We start from the raw sequence: 15877 nt of genomic DNA, 5'->3' as shown, positions 1-15877 counted from the left end.
TTTATGGAATTTTATATTTTCCATAATTATATGAGCATACGATGATTGATTTTGCCCAAGGAAAATTTTGTTTTATATCTGCAAATTTAAAAAAATTCTCGAGGAAAGGTTTTGTCTCAGGAAATCTGTCTATTCGTTCAGAAAGCTTAATTGCATAATCTTTCATTTCATCTATTTTTATAATTCCGCAATCTTCATATCCTAATTCTAATGCTTTATTTCTTATTTCATTACTTAAGTTCATTTAAAACATCCCTTTCATAGATAATTCTTTTAAGTTAATTGTACATTAAATTTAATATATTTGTATAATTGAAATAGTTAAAGTAGGAATTAAAAAAATTGAATTCTATTATAAATAAAAAATAAGAATAAAAAAATTAAAAATGGTAAAGTTAAATAATATATAGGAAATTATACAATACATAATATTTCTTGTAGACATAATTTATTAATCATTATAAAATAAATATATTAAAATTATGGAGGAATGACGATGGATATAGAAAAGAAAGTCTGGGAAGTATTATGTTCTGAAGAAGATATAGATAATAAAATAAAAGAATTAGGAGCTCAAATCTCTGAAGATTATAAAGACAAAAAATTAATGGTGATTTCTTTATTAAGAGGAAGTTTCATATTCTGTGCAGATTTAGTTAGAGCGATAAATATACCAGTAAAAATCGAATTTATGACTACACAAAGCTATGGAAGTGAACTTAGTACAAGTGGTAACGTTGAAGTAGTGTCAGATGTTAAAGACAGTTTAGAAGGATATGATGTATTAGTTGTAGACGATATAACAGATTCAGCTCTTACTATGCACCATGTATTAAAACATCTGAAAGCTAAAAATCCTAACAGCATAAAATCTTGTGTATTATTAGATAAACCAAGCAGAAGAAAGGTTGAATTAGTGCCTGATTACTGTGGATTTACTATAGAAGACAAATTTGTTGCAGGATATGGCTTAAACTACGGAGATTACTACAGAAATATACCTTATGTATTTGCAGTAACTGATGAAGATAGAAAATAATTGACTTTTTTTTACAAAGATAATAATATAAGAATATAGCGATTAAAAATTAATATTGGTTCTGAGAAGAGGAAAAGTAGTTAAATTTAGGCTCAACAAAGAGAGTCGAGGACGGTGGAATCTCGGCAAGAGAGGGTTTAATGAATGGGCCTTGGAGAATTATTTTTTGAGAGGTCAAATTTTGAATTTGGCAATTTAGGTGGCAACGCGGCAATCCCGTCCTATATATTTAGGAGGGGATTTTTTAATTGGAAAATTTATCGATAAGGAGATTAAGAATATGAGAAAAACAATATTAACAGGTGATAGACCTACTGGTAAGCTACATTTAGGACATTATACAGGTTCTCTAAGAAACAGAGTAGCTCTACAAAATCAAGACAAATACAATATGTTTATAATGATAGCAGACCAACAAGCATTAACTGATAATGCTAAAAACCCTAAAAAAATAATAGATAGTTTACTAGAAGTAACTATGGACTACATATCTGTAGGATTAGATCCAGCTAAGACAAATTTATTTATACAATCTCAAATACCAGAATTAGCAGAACTTACAGTATACTACTTAAATCTAGTGACAGTTGCGAGACTACAAAGAAATCCAACTGTAAAATCTGAAATCCAACAAAAAGGATTTGGTGAAAGTATACCAGCAGGATTCTTTGTATATCCAGTCAGCCAAGTTGCTGATATAACTGCTTTCAAGGCTGATTTAGTTCCAGTTGGAAACGACCAAAAACCAATGATAGAACAAGCTAGAGAAGTAGTAAGAAGCTTCAATAATATTTACGGTGAAGTTTTAGTTGAGCCAGAAGGAATGTACCCAGAAGGAATAGAAGGAAGACTTCCAGGTCTTGACGGAAAAGCTAAGATGAGTAAATCTCTAGGAAATGCTATATACCTAAGCGACGAAGCTGACGTAGTACAAAAGAAAGTAATGAGTATGTTCACAGATCCTAACCATATCAGAGTTGAAGATCCAGGATGTGTTGAAAATAATGCAGTATTTACTTACTTAGATGCTTTCTGCAAGGATAAAGCTGCATTAGAAGAAATGAAAGCTCACTACAGACGTGGAGGACTTGGAGACGTTAAGGTTAAGAGATATTTAAACGATATCTTACAAGCTGAACTAGAACCAATTAGAGCTAGAAGAAAAGAATTAGAAAAGAATAAAGATTACTTATATGAAGTTCTTAGAAAAGGTAGCGACAATGCTAGAGCAGTAGCAGCTCAAACTTTAAGTGAAGTTAGAGATGCTATGGGAATTGAGTATTTTAAAGGTATGAAATTCTAATACAAAAAGTAAAGTATAAAAAAGATGTAATTGCTATATATGACAATTATATCTTTTTTTGTTGCTTAAAAAAATAACTAATGAATATATACAAAAGATTAGGATTTTTGAGAATCTAATGTATAATTAAGTATAGAGGGTTTAAATATAAAACAATATGAGGTAATAATTTTTGAGTGAAAGCTCAATAAATTTATATATTATCAATTAAAAAATGGGGGGATTAAGTATGAAATTGAAAAAAGCTAGATACACATTGGAGCATGAGGCATTGCCGTTATTTTATTTTGAGAACAAAAATACATTTATGTTAACCTTGTTAGAAAGTAGAGGAGAATTACTTTATGATATAATGGATGATTTTTGCGATAAAATAGAATGTCAAAATATTTATAAAAAGGAAGATTACAAAGTAGAAGCTCTAAATGTAAATGAAGAAGTTAAAATAGTTAGAGTAACTATGCCAGATCCAAGGGTAGAATTAGAATGTAAATATGTTTATTTTATGTTTGATTTAAAATTTGAAAAAATGAAGTATTTTACTGTGGAAAAAGCATCAGCAGGAAAAGAATTTCTATGTGGATGGGATGATCATCGAAATCATTTAAATTATGGATTTTGCCCAGACGATTTGAATGAACAATTACAAAAAATAATACAAATTTATATGGGATAAATGATAGTGGATTAAAATATTAAATTATTTATAATTACTTTAGGAAAATTAATAAAAAAGTTAAAAAATAATAGAGAACAGCTACTAAAATTAAAATTAAGAAGAATAATCTATCTAAAGTCGAGCATAAAATATACGATACAGTAGAGTTGATTTGCGAGAGGATGGGGTTTTGTGAAAAAGAAATTATTGAAAATTTTAATTGTAGTAGCTATTTTAGTTTTATGCCTGCATGGAGTAAAAAAGATCGCAAGTAAATTTGGCATAAATATATTAGAAAAGTCAAATGTAGAGACGAATTATGACCATGAGTGGGACAACATAAGCAAAGAAGACGAAAAAATCATAAAAAAAGCAATATCGGTGGCGAGAGAAAAAGTAAAAATGGAATATGTATGGGGTGGTAAAGGCGAAATTATGACCGAAGAAAGGTTAGACGAGCTGATTGAGTATTATGGAGAAAATCAATACCCACTAGATAAGGAAAAATATATAGGCAAGCAAGCATTTGACTGTTCTGGGCTGGCGTATTGGATTTACGAAGAGGCATCAGGTGTAAATATAGGTTATTCGACTAAACAGCAGAGAGAAATTTTGGAAAAATATAAAGTAGATGGAGATTTACAGCCTGGCGATTTGATTTATACTACTAGACATGTCGTGATTTATGTAGGAGATGGCAAGATTGTACAATCTAAGAATAAGTTTGAATATCCTAAAGGCGGAATACATGAGCAATCGATAGGATGGTATACTAAAGGTATTGCTTATAGACCAATTGATTATATAAATGATAAAAATAAATCTGATAAGGAATAAAATTTAGTTTAAGGCTATAGGTTGATTTATGTGGAAATAAATTTACCTATAGCTTTTTGAAAATAGGTTAGAACAAAGTTGTAAATTTATTTTAATTTCCTTCAGTAATAATTTCTTTCAATCTTTCAAGTAAGTGCGAAATTACAAAGAAAGTTGTTTCAAAGTGCATGTAGTCTAGCACATTTTCATCCCATAAAATCTTGATTTCCGGTGGAAAGTCACAGTCCTCATCGTAAAATATGAATTTAACTGGAAGGCAATCAAAAACATCGATTATATAACCTACATCGCCTTCAGGAATTTCCCTTCCATTTAATTTTTCGCAAGCCTTCTTTAATAATTCTATATTTCCTGAAAAGAAATTTTCATATTTTAAGAACATAGTGCTATTGCTGTCTACGTGTCCTCCGTTTACAGTTCCTTTTAAACTATTAGGAGTAGACCAATTGCCAGATAGCTTTAAATTGTCCTTTGAATAATCAAATAAATCTAAAATAGACATTACTTCATTGTAATTTGCGTTTATGTAGTTGTTGTACTCATCAGGTTTTTCGATGCTACCAGTATGTCTATTTAATCTATATTCTTTAGATAGAAAATTGATATAAAGGTAACTCTCGTCACATTTTAAGTTAAATTTTTTTGCGATTTTTTCGTGATCCCATTTAGGAAATTCCAGTATGGCTTTTTCAGCTTGAATTTCGTAATTTGTTTTTTTTATCATATAAATTTCACCTTTAAAAATTTTGTACGATATTTATAAAGAAATCTTTTATATCGTTTAAGTCATCTACAGAGTCGAAGTCAAAGCTTATAAGTCCATTTTCAGTATCAAATACGTGGATTATATAAGGTGCTTTATCTAAAAATAATCTACAAATCCATTTATTATTATCATCTTTGTAATTTAATTGAAGATAAGAATCACATTTTGTGTAAGTTATATCGTCTGGGTTGACTGTATCTTTTACGATATCTTTGATTAAATCGAAGGAATTTTTTTCTGTATCAGTCAAGTATTCCTCAGCCAATTCCTTAGCTTTTATTTCTTCACAAGTATCATCGAAATTAGTATCGTCTAATTCAATGATAGTTTCCGAATCGAGTTTTTTAGTTATCTTATTTTGTAATTTACAAGTATTTTCAAGATATCGGTCAACTTTTTTTATATCATTTTCTTTTAAATTAAATCTTTTAAATTTATTTAGTTCGTTTTTTAATCCGTTTAATTGTATATAAAATTTCTTTAAATCAGATTCATTTAATTTTTTACCTAATTGATATTGTATATCGTTTAACTGACACCATATTTTTGATAATGCTATTTTATTTGTGTCGGTAGAAGGCTTTGGTATATTAAAAAGAGGGCGTTTTTTCTCCATAATTATTAATTTCCTTTCCGTATATATTCTCTATAACTTTAAGGATAAATGATTTCGAATATTTGTGCAATTGATAAATAAAAAGAGAATGAAATAAATTCGGTGATCTATTTCATTCTCTCGTTTATTTTATAAGAAAGTAAGGATAAAATTTTAAATTTAATGATGGCAATCAATAAAATAGTCAGAATACTGAAGCAATAGTGCCGAACTATTTCTGAAACCATCGTATATATGTTTACTTATAATTGTCTGCAATGCTTCAATGTCCTTTTTACTAAGTGCTTCTACAATAGAGCAATGCTCTTCGTATAAAGTCTGTATATTGTTATCCCCGTGTAAGTTTATCAATGAACGGAATCTTTCGTAGTGCTGATTGATTCCGAATATCATATTCCATATGCTTTCTTTGCTGGCGATACGGAATATTAATTTATGAAAATTATTGTCGTATTTTATGAAATCAGTTACTGAGTGCTCATCGCCATCTGCCCTTTGTAAGAATCGCTTTTGTTCGTTCAAGCTAAATTCTAACTTAAGCTCGTCTGCTTCAGAAAAAGATATTGCCAAATCCTTTAAAATAGATTGCTCGACTACTTTACGGATGTAAAGCACGTCTGAAATCTGGTTTATGTCCATAAGCGATACGAATGTGCCAATATGAGGCTTTACTTCGAGTAAGCCTTCATTTGCTAGAGCCTTGAAAGCATCGCGTACAGGAGTACGAGATACGTTGTATTTGGCTGCGGCATCTGTTTCACTTATTGAGCTTCCAGGAAGCAATTTAAGACTTAAGATATCCTCCTTCAAGCCTGTGTAGACAACATTTGATGAAGCATTATTTTTTTTGTTTGCCATCTAAGTTTTCCCCTATTTTTAATGTTTATTTTTGTATTTTGTTTAATTGTTCATTTAATTTAGCAACTTGTGGATTATCGCATTTGATTCCCATGAAGTTTAATATAGACATAAGTGTCATTGTACTAGCCATATCTAGCATTTCTTCAGTCATAGGGATTCCTTCAGCGTTTTCATTTAATTCTTCAAGTGCTTTTAAAGCTACTTCCTTTGCAGCTTCGTTTTCAAATATATTTCCAAAAGTATCTTTTATTGAGAAATACCCTTCTGGAAATTCTAACATATTTCCAGTTGTTATGTCAATCCAGTTCTCTACGTTGCCACCTGCAGCAGTATCTTTTAATACATATTCATCAGTAGCTTCTTCTATGCGGTTTAATTTGATTTCGTCAGTTAAGTCTCCTGCTTTAACTGATATAGTATTTTCGCCTAGAGTTAGAGGTACATTTTCAAATGTGAATACTTTATTTCCTTCTAGAGTTTTGAATTCTTCTCCATTTACGAATAAAGTAATGCTGTTTAAGTTAGAGTAAACTTTTACAGTAGTTGCTTCGTGAGCTCTATTTACATATCTACGTCCGCATATATGAACCATTGGTTTAGTAGCCCAGTAAGCTTGGTATATATAGAAGGCATCTTTTTTGATCTTACGGTCATATGTTATTAATCCTTTGTTGTTACGTCCTTGAACTCCACCTTCATCACGGTTATCTGCTGCAAAATCGAACATATTCCATACGTAAGTTGCCCATAGGAATGGTCTTTCATCGAATATTTTTGCCATGTGTTCGTGGTATAGAGCATGGTATTCTTCTGAGTAATCTTTTACCTTAGGGTCATCTGAATGCCATTTTAATATACCTTCAGCACCGTATTCTGATATACCTAAGCATCTATCTGGGAAACGAGTGTGGTAATCATCTATCCATTCTTCATTTTGAGTTAATTCACCCATGTACCAACCGAAGTAGTGGTTGTATGCTATTATGTCTGGGTAAGTTGCAGCTGGACTTGCAGGATCAAGTATACATAGGTTAGCTACAGTAGTTTTTCTAGTTTTGTCTAGAGAGTGAGCTAAGTCGTTTACTGCATTAAGGTTTTCTATTAATGCTTCGTCCTTGTCGCCCTTCATTGTTATTTCATTTGAAACTCCCCAGAAGCATATAGAAGGATGGTTGTAGTTTTGTACTATTAATTCCTTCATTTGATTTAATGTATCTTGCTTAGCTTCTTCTGTGTTCATAAATACAGATATGAATGGTATTTCAGCCCAAACTACCATACCGTATTTATCGCATAAATCGTAGAAGTATTGGTCGTGTTGGTAGTGAGCAAGTCTTATAGTGTTTGCTCCAACTTCACGGATAAGCTCCATATCTTCGTCGTGTTCCTTAGTAGTAAGAGCCCAACCCATGTCTTGTCTATCTTGGTGTCTAGAAACTCCACGAAGAGAGTAAGGTTTACCATTTAATATAAATCCTTTATTAGGGTCTACTTCAAATGAACGAACACCGAAGTTAGCAGAAACCTCGTCTATAGCCACACCATTTAAGTAAAGAGTAGCAACTGCTTTATATAAGTATGGATCTTCTATACCATTCCAAAGATGTGGATTTTCCATAGTTAGATTTGTTTCTGTAATATTAGAAGGAGTGTCTTCTAATATTAAGTTGTTTTCTGCATCGTATATAGAGTATTTGATAGTTAAATTATTAACTATGTTAGATACAAAAGATTTTACGTTTATATCGCAAGTACCATTTTCATTTAAAACTGGAGTAACTTGTATTCCAGGAGCTCCACAGTATTCTAAATCAAAGTGAGTATCGGCAACCTCTATTATATTTACATTTCTGTATATTCCACCGAAGAATGTGAAGTCAGCAACCTGTGGGTAAGTTTTTTGGTTAACTGTGTTATCAGCTTGAACTAATATTGTATTTTGTCCATTTTTTAATTGGTTAGTTATATCAAATCTGAAAGTAGAGAATCCACCTATATGTTCTCCAACATGAGTGTTGTTTACATATACATTTGCTATACAGCTAACACCTTCAAATTCTATAAAGTACTTTTTATTTTCTTTTATTTCTATATTTAATTCCTTGCGATACCAAAACTTATCGCGGATATAATCTCCACCACCGTCTTGGCCATCTAAGTTATTCCAAGTGTGAGGAATGTTTACCTTATCTCCATTTGCTGTCATTGCCTTGTCTGCGCTGATATTTTCTTTTATAAAGATCCAATCAGCGTTAATTGATGTAATTTGTCTCATAAGAACCTCCATTTTACTAATTTTGTGAATATAATTTATCATACTAGCGATTTATTATGTATATATGAAGTTTACATAAATATACTTGTATACTAGTATATGGAAATTTTATCTTTGATAAATAAAATTTATTGAAATCAATTATACTATTAAAAAATTAGTTATGTCAATATAAAAAAGGTTTTCAAAAAATAATATTCAAAATTTAACCACAACGTATAAAAAAAATTTTATTAAAAATAAATTTATTGTTTACAACTTGTATACAAGTATGCTATTATTAGATTGTTATTAAAATAACACAATCGATTAGTGTTGATTTGTAAATGAATAAACTACAAATAGACTACATGATAACAAAATTAAAAAATAAAAATTACAGAAATAATAATTAAAAATCTAAAAGACAAAACAATTAAAAATTTAAGCATCGGAGGTTTCAAGATGGACTTACGTGAAGTGAACAACTTAGGATTAGAATCAGACAAAACGACTACAAAAGCTTTTGGAATAAAAGATAAAGTAGGTTATTTATGCGGTGATTTAGGAAACGATTTTATGTTCCTATTTGCGAGTATGTATTTAATGATATTTTACACAAAGGTATGGGGCGTTAGTGCTTCATTAGTAGGTGTGTTATTTTTAGTATCTAGATGTATAGATGCGTTTACAGATATAACTATGGGACGTATCGTGGACAAAGCTAAAGCTACAGAAGATGGTAAATTCAAGCCATGGATAAAAAGAATGGCAGGACCAGTTGCAATATCAAGTTTCTTAATGTATCAATACAGCTTAACAGGAGCTTCTATGACTGTTAAAGTAGTAGTAATGTTTGCAACTTATATATTATGGGGTTCTATATTCTATACATCAATAAATATCCCATATGGATCAATGGCATCAGCTATAACTGATAAACCAGATGAGAGAGCATCTCTTTCGACTTGGAGAAGCTTAGGAGCAGCATTTGCATCTGTTATTATAGGAACAATAGTACCACAGGTTATATATTATGCAGATGCTAACGGAAATCAATTAGTAAGTGGACCAAAATTCACTTTAGTAGCAGGTATATTCTCAATATGTGCATTAGTTTGCTATATGGTTTGTTATAAATTAACAACAGAACGTGTTAAGTTAGAGCCAGTTGAAAAAGAAAGTGCATCTCTAGCAGAAACTTTCAAAACAGTAATATCAAATAGAGCTTTATTATCAATAATAGCTGCAGCAATAGTTTTACTATTAAGTAGTTTTATGTCTCAAACAATGAACACATATTTATTTGCAGATTATTTTAAAGATATAAATGCTTTATCAATGCTTAACATGATAGGTCTACCAGTAAACCTAATGCTAGCATCAGTAGCAGTAAAGATATCAGCTAAAATTGGTAAAAAGGAATTTTCAGCAATTGGTATGTTTGTAGCAGGAGCAGGTTACATATTAATCTACTTCTTAAAATTAGAAAGCTCTTGGGCATTCTTAGGATACTACACAGTAATAACACTTGGTGTAGCGATATTTAACATGCTTATATGGGCAAAAATAACTGATGTTATAGATTACAACGAGGTTAAATTTGGAGAAAGAAATGACGGTATAATATACGGTGTTTATTCATTCTCTAGAAAAATAGGACAAGCTCTAGCTGGAGGATTAGGTGGTTTTGCCTTAACTTTCGTAGGATACGATTCTTTAGCAGCTTCTCAAACTGTAGAGGTAACTAATGGAATATATAGTTTATCTACTTTATTCCCAGGCGTTTGTTATTTAATAGTAGGTTTAATATTAGTTTTTGCTTATCCATTAAGTAGAAAGGTAGTAGAAGAAAATACTAGAATATTAAACGAAAAACGTGCAAATAATTAATCATATACGATTAATTTAATTATAAAAAAATATATTAAATCAGGTTAACATCATCTAGGGGCTAGTACTATCATTTTATGGTACTAGCTATTAGATGTTAAAAATAAAAATACAAAAAGTTAGGAGAATTTTATGAAATTATCATTTCGTTGGTATGGAGAAGATGACAAAGTAACATTACAAAATATACGCCAAATACCAGGCATGCATTCTATAGTAACTGCAGTTTACGATGTACCAGTTGGTGAAGTATGGAGCAAAGAATCTATAGCAAAATTAAAAGAACAAACAGAAGCTGCTGGATTAAACTTCGAGGTAATCGAAAGTATACCGGTTCACGAAGATATCAAGCTTGGAAAACCTAGCAGAGATAAATATATAGAAAATTACTGTGAAAATATAAGAAGAGTTGCTGAAGCTGGAGTTAAATGTATATGCTATAACTTCATGCCAGTATTCGACTGGACTAGAACTCAATTAGACCACGAATTAGAAGATGGTTCTACATCTTTAGTTTACTATCAAGAGCAAGTAGATGAGGTTAACCCATTAGAAAGTGATAGTGATTTAACACTTCCAGGTTGGGATGCTAGCTACACTAGAGAAGAATTAAAAAGCGTAGTTGCTGAGTACAATGCGATGAGCGAAGACGATTTATGGAATAACTTACAATATTTCTTAGAGAGAATAATACCAGTAGCTGCAGAATGTGACGTAAACATGGCTATACATGAAGACGATCCATGCTGGAGTATATTCGGATTACCTAGAATAATAACTTGTGAAGAAAACCTAGACAGATTCTTAAAATTAGTTGATGACAAGCACAACGGTATAACTTTATGTGCAGGATCATTAGGTTGCTCAAACAAAAACGATGTAGCTAAAATGGCTGCAAAATACGCTAAAATGGGCAGAATACATTTCGTACATATGAGAAATGTAAAAGTATTAGATAACGGATTTGAAGAAAGAGCTCACTTATCTTCTTGCGGAAGCTTAGATATGTACGCGATAATGAAGGCTTTATACGACAATGGATTTGACGGATATGTTAGACCAGACCACGGAAGAATGATCTGGGGAGAAACTGGTAGAGCTGGATATGGTTTATACGATAGAGCTTTAGGGGCTACTTACTTAAACGGCTTATGGGAAGCTATAGAAAAATCTAGTAAATAATAAAATTTTATGGAGGCACAAAATGAAATTACCTTTTCAAATAGATTTAAACGATAAAGTTGTTGTAATAACAGGTGCAGGTGGATTAATATGTTCTGCATTTGCTGAAGCTATGGCTATGTGTGGAGCTAAGGTTGCTTTACTTGACTTAAATGAAGAAGCAGCTAAAAAATATGCAGATGAAATAGTTGCAAAAGGATACACTGCAAAAGGCTACAAATGCAACGTTTTAGAAAAAGAAAGCTGTGAAGCAGCAAGACAAGCTATATTAAAAGACTTTGGAACTTGCGATATATTAATAAACGGAGCTGGTGGAAACAATCCAAAGGCTACAACTGATGACGAATACTTCGCCCCAGAGCATTTAAATGAAATGAAAACTTTCTTTGATTTAGATCCTCAAGGAGTATCTTTCGTATTCAACCTAAACTTCATGGGTACATTAATACCTACACAAGTTTTCGCAATGGATATGATGAACAAAAAAGGTGCGAGCATAATAAACATATCTTCAATGAATGCTTATTCACCACTTACAAAAATACCAGCATACAGTGGAGCAAAGGCTGCTATATCTAACTTCACTCAATGGTTAGCAGTTCATTTCTCAAAGGCTGGTATACGTTGCAATGCTATAGCACCAGGGTTCTTCTCAACTAAACAAAACGAAAAATTATTATGGAATGAAGATGGAACTCCAACTGCTAGAACTCAAAAAATATTAGCTGGAACTCCAATGGGTCGTTTCGGTGAGTTAGAAGAATTAATAGGTTCATTATTATTCTTATCTTGTGAAGAAGCATCAGGATTTGTAAACGGGACAGTAATACCAGTTGATGGTGCGTTTGCTGCATATTCAGGTGTTTAATATATAGATTAAGACGACATAGTAGAAGAAGACATTTATTAGGAGGAGTAAAGACTTATGGTTAATTTAAGAGTAAAACCTTACAACCTAGATGATGAAGGTGTTAAATGGGTTGAAGAAACTATAAAATCGATGACTTTAGAAGAAAAAATAGGTCAATTATTCATAAATATGGGTGCTAGCCGTGATGAAGAATACTTAAAAAGTATTTTAGATAACTATCACATAGGTGGAGTTCGTTACAACCCAGGAACTGCTGAAGAAGTATACGACCAAAATAAAATACTTCAAGAAAACAGTAAAATACCTCTATTAATAGCTGCAAACACTGAAATGGGTGGTAATGGAGCTTGTACAGATGGTACTTATATAGGAAATGAAGTTAAAATAGCTGCAACTAACGACAAAAAATACGCATACGAAATGGGTAGAGTATCTGGTGTGGAAGCTGCTGCTATAGGATGCAACTGGAGTTTCGCGCCAATAGTTGATATAAACAGAAACTGGAGGAATCCAATAATATCAATAAGAACTTGGTCAGCTGACGTTGAACAAACTTTAGAATTATCTCTTGAATACATGAGAGGTATACAAGAAAGTGGAATAGCACCTGCTGCTAAACACTTCCCTGGAGATGGTATAGATGAGAGAGATCAACATTTATCATTTGCACCAAACTCATTATCAGTAGAAGAATGGGATGCGACTTTCGGAAGAGTTTACAGTGGATTATTTGAAGCAGGTCTTCCATCAATAATGGCTGGACATATAGCTCTACCAGAGTATGTTCGTCACTTCAATCCAAATGCGACTACTCAAGAATTATATATGCCTGCTACATTAAGTAAGTATATATTAACTGATTTATTAAGAGGAAAAATGGGCTTCAATGGTCTAGTTGTAACTGATGCATCTCACATGGTTGCTATGACTTCAGCTATGAAGAGAAGTGAAATGCTTCCAACTGCAATAGCTGCTGGTTCAGATTTATTCTTATTCTTCAACGATCCAGATGAGGACTTCAACTGGATGATGGAGGGCTACAAAAAAGGAATAATAACAGAAGAAAGATTAGAAGAAGCTTTAACTAGAATATTAGGAACTAAGGCTGCTCTAGGTCTTCACAAAAAAGCTAAGACTGAAATACTACCAGCTAAAGAAGAGGCTATGGCTAAAATAGGCTTAGAAGAAAACAAAGAAATAGCTAAAGAAGTAGCTGATAAAGGTATAACTTTAGTTAAAAATACTCAAGAATTATTACCAATATCACCAGATAAGCAAAAGAGAGTTTTACTTGTTGAAGCTAAGGGAACTGAAGGTGGATTTGGTAAATTCCTAGAATTAATGGGTGGAGCTAAGAAGAAGCCAATAGATACATTAAAGGATTTATTAGAAGCTGAAGGATTCCAAGTTGAAATATGGGAATCACCAATGGACAAGGTTATGAAGCTTCCAAAAGAAGAAATGGCTAAGGCTATGGCTAACGTATACGCAGCTAAACGTCCAATAGCTGATTTAACTGACAACTACGATTTAATAATAAACATAGCTAACGTAAATCCAAACACTGACCAAAGAGTACAATGGCCAGCAAGTAAAGGAACTCCAGACATACCATTCTACGTAAATGAAGTTCCGACTATATTTGTTTCAGTTAAGTGTCCATTCCACTTAGCTGACGTACCACAAGTTAAAACTTATATAAATACTTACGATGATAATGCTGTTACATTAGAAGCATTAGTTCAAAAGCTTGTAGGAAAATCTGAATTTAAAGGTGTAAGTCCAGTAGATGCATTCTGCGGATTTGGAGATACACATTTCTAATTGAGGATTTAATTTGTAAAGATATATGAGTAGGAAATTTGGGCTAAAGGTTTAAATTATCGACTTTAAAAATTGGAAAAATATGTTAGGGTGTAGTTTTGTGCTACATCCTAATTTGATATAAGGAGATAAAATGGGATATTTTGACTATTTGAAAGAGAAGAATTTTTTAATATGTATAGATTCAGATGGATGCGCTATGGATACTATGAATTCAAAGCATTTTAATTCATTTGGACCTGAGTTTGTGAAATCATATGATTTAGAAGAGTATAGAGAAGAAGCTCTAGAATATTGGAATCAAATAAATTTATTTACAAAAACTAGAGGTATAAATCGTTTCAAAGGTTTGGCTATGGCTGTCAGAGAGATGAGCAATCGCAAAGGAATAAAATTTGACGGATTAGAAGAATTTGAAAATTGGGTGGAAACTGCACCTCAATTATCAAATCCAGCTCTACTTGAAAAATGCCAAGAGAAGAGAAACGACTGCATGGAGAGGGCTCTACTTTGGAGTATCCATGTAAATTTATCTATAGTTGAATCACAGGAAGAGGATATGCCTTTTAAAAATGTGAAGGAAGCTATGGAGGAAATGTCTAAATATGCCGATTTAACTGCAGTTTCTTCTGCAAACGGTCAGGCAGTAGAATCTGAGTGGACAAAGCACGGAATAAAGGACTGCTGCAGAGTATTACTTTGTCAAGAAGCTGGTTCAAAGGCTTACTGCATAGAAAAGCTTCTAGAAAAAGGATACGACAAAGACAAGGTGCTTATGGTAGGAGATGCTCCTGGAGATAAGAAGGCAGCGTTAGACAATGGGGTTAGATTCTATCCGATAATAGTTGACGCAGAAGCATTTAGCTGGGAAAGATTAAAAAATGAAGCCAGCAAGAAATTATTCGCAGGCGAATTTGATGATGCGTACCAAGAGCAGTTAATAAAAGAATTCGAAGTTGCTTTAGGAATATAGATTTAAATAGACAAATATAATAATAAATTTAAGTGAATTTTTAAATATATAAGGGAAAAATACAAATACAGAGGAGATATGTCATGAAAAATTTTATGGACAAAGATTTTCTTTTATCAAATGAAATATCTAAAAAGCTTTACCATGAATACTCAAGTGTTATGCCGATAATAGATTATCACTGCCACATCAATCCACAGGAGATAGCAGAGGATAAAAAATTTGAGAACATAACTCAGGTATGGTTAGGTGGAGACCACTATAAATGGAGACAAATGCGTTCGAATGGTGTAGAAGAAAAATACATAACTGGAGACGCTACAGATAGAGAAAAATTCCAAAAATGGGCTGAAACTTTAGAAAAAGCTATAGGAAACCCATTATACCACTGGAGTCACTTAGAGCTACAAAGATACTTCGGATATGAAGGTGCTCTAAATGGAGAGACAGCAGAAGAGGTTTGGAATTTATGCAACGAAAAATTAAAAACTATGTCAGCTAGAAGCATAATGAGAGATTCTAACGTTGAATTAATTTGTACTACAGATGATCCAATAGATGATTTAAAATACCATATAGCTATAAAAGAAGACGAAACTTTTGATATACAAGTTCTACCAACATGGAGACCAGATAAGGCTATAGCTATAGAAAAAGTAGACTATGTAGACTATATAGCGAAATTATCAGAGGTAAGTGGAATCGAAATAAAATCATTCGCAGACTGGAAACAAGCTATAACAAAACGTATGGAATTTTTCAACGAAGTAGGTTGTAAAATAAGTGACCACGGTTTATTA

Annotated in this window: 15 protein-coding genes; 10 read left to right on the top strand and 5 right to left on the bottom strand. The window is 32.0% G+C overall.

Annotated features, from left to right (window positions below):
• Position 1 precedes the first annotated feature (1 nt).
• Complete coding sequence (locus SPD90_RS05055) at positions 2-244, bottom strand: hypothetical protein (protein ID WP_320626198.1); 243 nt, start codon at positions 242-244, stop codon at positions 2-4.
• 252 nt (positions 245-496) lie between these two features.
• Here SPD90_RS05055 and hpt point away from each other — a divergent pair, with 252 nt between their 5' ends.
• The 4 genes from hpt to SPD90_RS05035 all read left to right on the top strand — a co-directional run bounded on the left by hpt (position 497) and on the right by SPD90_RS05035 (position 3837).
• A complete protein-coding gene (gene hpt / locus SPD90_RS05050) occupies positions 497-1039 on the top strand; it encodes a hypoxanthine phosphoribosyltransferase (RefSeq protein ID WP_320924506.1) in 543 nt (180 codons plus the stop codon).
• A 280-nt stretch (positions 1040-1319) separates the two neighbouring features.
• Positions 1320-2342 (top strand): tryptophan--tRNA ligase, encoded by a 1023-nt coding sequence (gene trpS, locus SPD90_RS05045; protein ID WP_320924505.1) that lies wholly within the window; start codon positions 1320-1322, stop codon positions 2340-2342.
• Positions 2343-2571: 229 nt separating this feature from the next.
• On the top strand, positions 2572-3018 hold the full coding sequence (locus SPD90_RS05040; protein WP_320625097.1) for a hypothetical protein: 447 nt from the start codon (positions 2572-2574) through the stop codon (positions 3016-3018).
• A 174-nt stretch (positions 3019-3192) separates the two neighbouring features.
• Positions 3193-3837, top strand: coding sequence for a C40 family peptidase (locus SPD90_RS05035; RefSeq protein WP_320625096.1), 645 nt, complete (start codon positions 3193-3195; stop codon positions 3835-3837).
• Positions 3838-3928: 91 nt separating this feature from the next.
• On the opposite strand, the gene SPD90_RS05030 is transcribed toward SPD90_RS05035, so the two are convergent.
• From SPD90_RS05030 to SPD90_RS05015, 4 genes are all read right to left on the bottom strand, one after another.
• Entirely contained in the window at positions 3929-4561 is a 633-nt protein-coding gene (locus SPD90_RS05030) for a DUF3786 domain-containing protein (protein ID WP_320625095.1), read from the bottom strand.
• 13 nt (positions 4562-4574) lie between these two features.
• Positions 4575-5219 carry a hypothetical protein gene (locus SPD90_RS05025; protein WP_320924504.1) on the bottom strand — a complete coding sequence of 215 codons (645 nt, stop codon included), beginning with the start codon at positions 5217-5219 and terminating at the stop codon, positions 4575-4577.
• A gap of 159 nt (positions 5220-5378) precedes the next feature.
• Positions 5379-6077: a GntR family transcriptional regulator gene (locus SPD90_RS05020; RefSeq protein WP_320625093.1), complete on the bottom strand. Its 699-nt coding sequence runs from the start codon at positions 6075-6077 to the stop codon at positions 5379-5381.
• A gap of 25 nt (positions 6078-6102) precedes the next feature.
• Complete coding sequence (locus tag SPD90_RS05015) at positions 6103-8355, bottom strand: glycoside hydrolase family 2 protein (RefSeq protein ID WP_320924503.1); 2253 nt, start codon at positions 8353-8355, stop codon at positions 6103-6105.
• Between the two features lie 444 nt (positions 8356-8799).
• Between SPD90_RS05015 and SPD90_RS05010 the strand changes: the two genes are divergently transcribed.
• The 6 genes from SPD90_RS05010 to SPD90_RS04985 all read left to right on the top strand — a co-directional run.
• Positions 8800-10227 (top strand): MFS transporter, encoded by a 1428-nt coding sequence (locus SPD90_RS05010; RefSeq protein ID WP_320627026.1) that lies wholly within the window; start codon positions 8800-8802, stop codon positions 10225-10227.
• Positions 10228-10359: 132 nt separating this feature from the next.
• Positions 10360-11409, top strand: coding sequence for a mannonate dehydratase (uxuA, locus tag SPD90_RS05005; protein ID WP_320924502.1), 1050 nt, complete (start codon positions 10360-10362; stop codon positions 11407-11409).
• Between the two features lie 22 nt (positions 11410-11431).
• Positions 11432-12277, top strand: a complete 846-nt coding sequence (locus SPD90_RS05000; RefSeq protein ID WP_320627028.1) for an SDR family oxidoreductase — start codon at positions 11432-11434, stop codon at positions 12275-12277.
• A 57-nt stretch (positions 12278-12334) separates the two neighbouring features.
• Positions 12335-14104 carry a glycoside hydrolase family 3 protein gene (locus tag SPD90_RS04995; protein ID WP_320924501.1) on the top strand — a complete coding sequence of 590 codons (1770 nt, stop codon included), beginning with the start codon at positions 12335-12337 and terminating at the stop codon, positions 14102-14104.
• A gap of 133 nt (positions 14105-14237) precedes the next feature.
• Positions 14238-15077 carry an HAD family hydrolase gene (locus tag SPD90_RS04990; protein ID WP_320924500.1) on the top strand — a complete coding sequence of 280 codons (840 nt, stop codon included), beginning with the start codon at positions 14238-14240 and terminating at the stop codon, positions 15075-15077.
• A gap of 83 nt (positions 15078-15160) precedes the next feature.
• Positions 15161-15877 (top strand): glucuronate isomerase (locus SPD90_RS04985; RefSeq protein WP_320924499.1); only part of this gene is annotated, 717 nt, incomplete at its 3' end.

This window comes from Intestinibacter sp. (assembly GCF_034113885.1).
Taxonomy (GTDB): Bacteria; Bacillota; Clostridia; order Peptostreptococcales; family Peptostreptococcaceae; genus Intestinibacter.
The sequence above is the reverse complement of the archived record's forward strand: the minus strand, read 5'-3'. Positions and strand labels throughout refer to the sequence as shown.

Bases quoted from the DNA above. Each gene is read 5' to 3' on its own strand.
- SPD90_RS05055 (WP_320626198.1), bottom strand. From the start codon at position 244: ATGAACTTAAGTAATGAAATAAGAAATAAAGCATTAGAATTAGGATAT.
- hpt (WP_320924506.1), top strand. From the start codon at position 497: ATGGATATAGAAAAGAAAGTCTGGGAAGTATTATGTTCTGAAGAAGAT.
- trpS (WP_320924505.1), top strand. From the start codon at position 1,320: ATGAGAAAAACAATATTAACAGGTGATAGACCTACTGGTAAGCTACAT.
- SPD90_RS05040 (WP_320625097.1), top strand. From the start codon at position 2,572: ATGAAATTGAAAAAAGCTAGATACACATTGGAGCATGAGGCATTGCCG.
- SPD90_RS05030 (WP_320625095.1), bottom strand. From the start codon at position 4,561: ATGATAAAAAAAACAAATTACGAAATTCAAGCTGAAAAAGCCATACTG.
- SPD90_RS05025 (WP_320924504.1), bottom strand. From the start codon at position 5,219: ATGGAGAAAAAACGCCCTCTTTTTAATATACCAAAGCCTTCTACCGAC.
- SPD90_RS05020 (WP_320625093.1), bottom strand. From the start codon at position 6,077: ATGGCAAACAAAAAAAATAATGCTTCATCAAATGTTGTCTACACAGGC.
- SPD90_RS05015 (WP_320924503.1), bottom strand. From the start codon at position 8,355: ATGAGACAAATTACATCAATTAACGCTGATTGGATCTTTATAAAAGAA.
- SPD90_RS05010 (WP_320627026.1), top strand. From the start codon at position 8,800: ATGGACTTACGTGAAGTGAACAACTTAGGATTAGAATCAGACAAAACG.
- uxuA (WP_320924502.1), top strand. From the start codon at position 10,360: ATGAAATTATCATTTCGTTGGTATGGAGAAGATGACAAAGTAACATTA.
- SPD90_RS05000 (WP_320627028.1), top strand. From the start codon at position 11,432: ATGAAATTACCTTTTCAAATAGATTTAAACGATAAAGTTGTTGTAATA.
- SPD90_RS04995 (WP_320924501.1), top strand. From the start codon at position 12,335: ATGGTTAATTTAAGAGTAAAACCTTACAACCTAGATGATGAAGGTGTT.
- SPD90_RS04990 (WP_320924500.1), top strand. From the start codon at position 14,238: ATGGGATATTTTGACTATTTGAAAGAGAAGAATTTTTTAATATGTATA.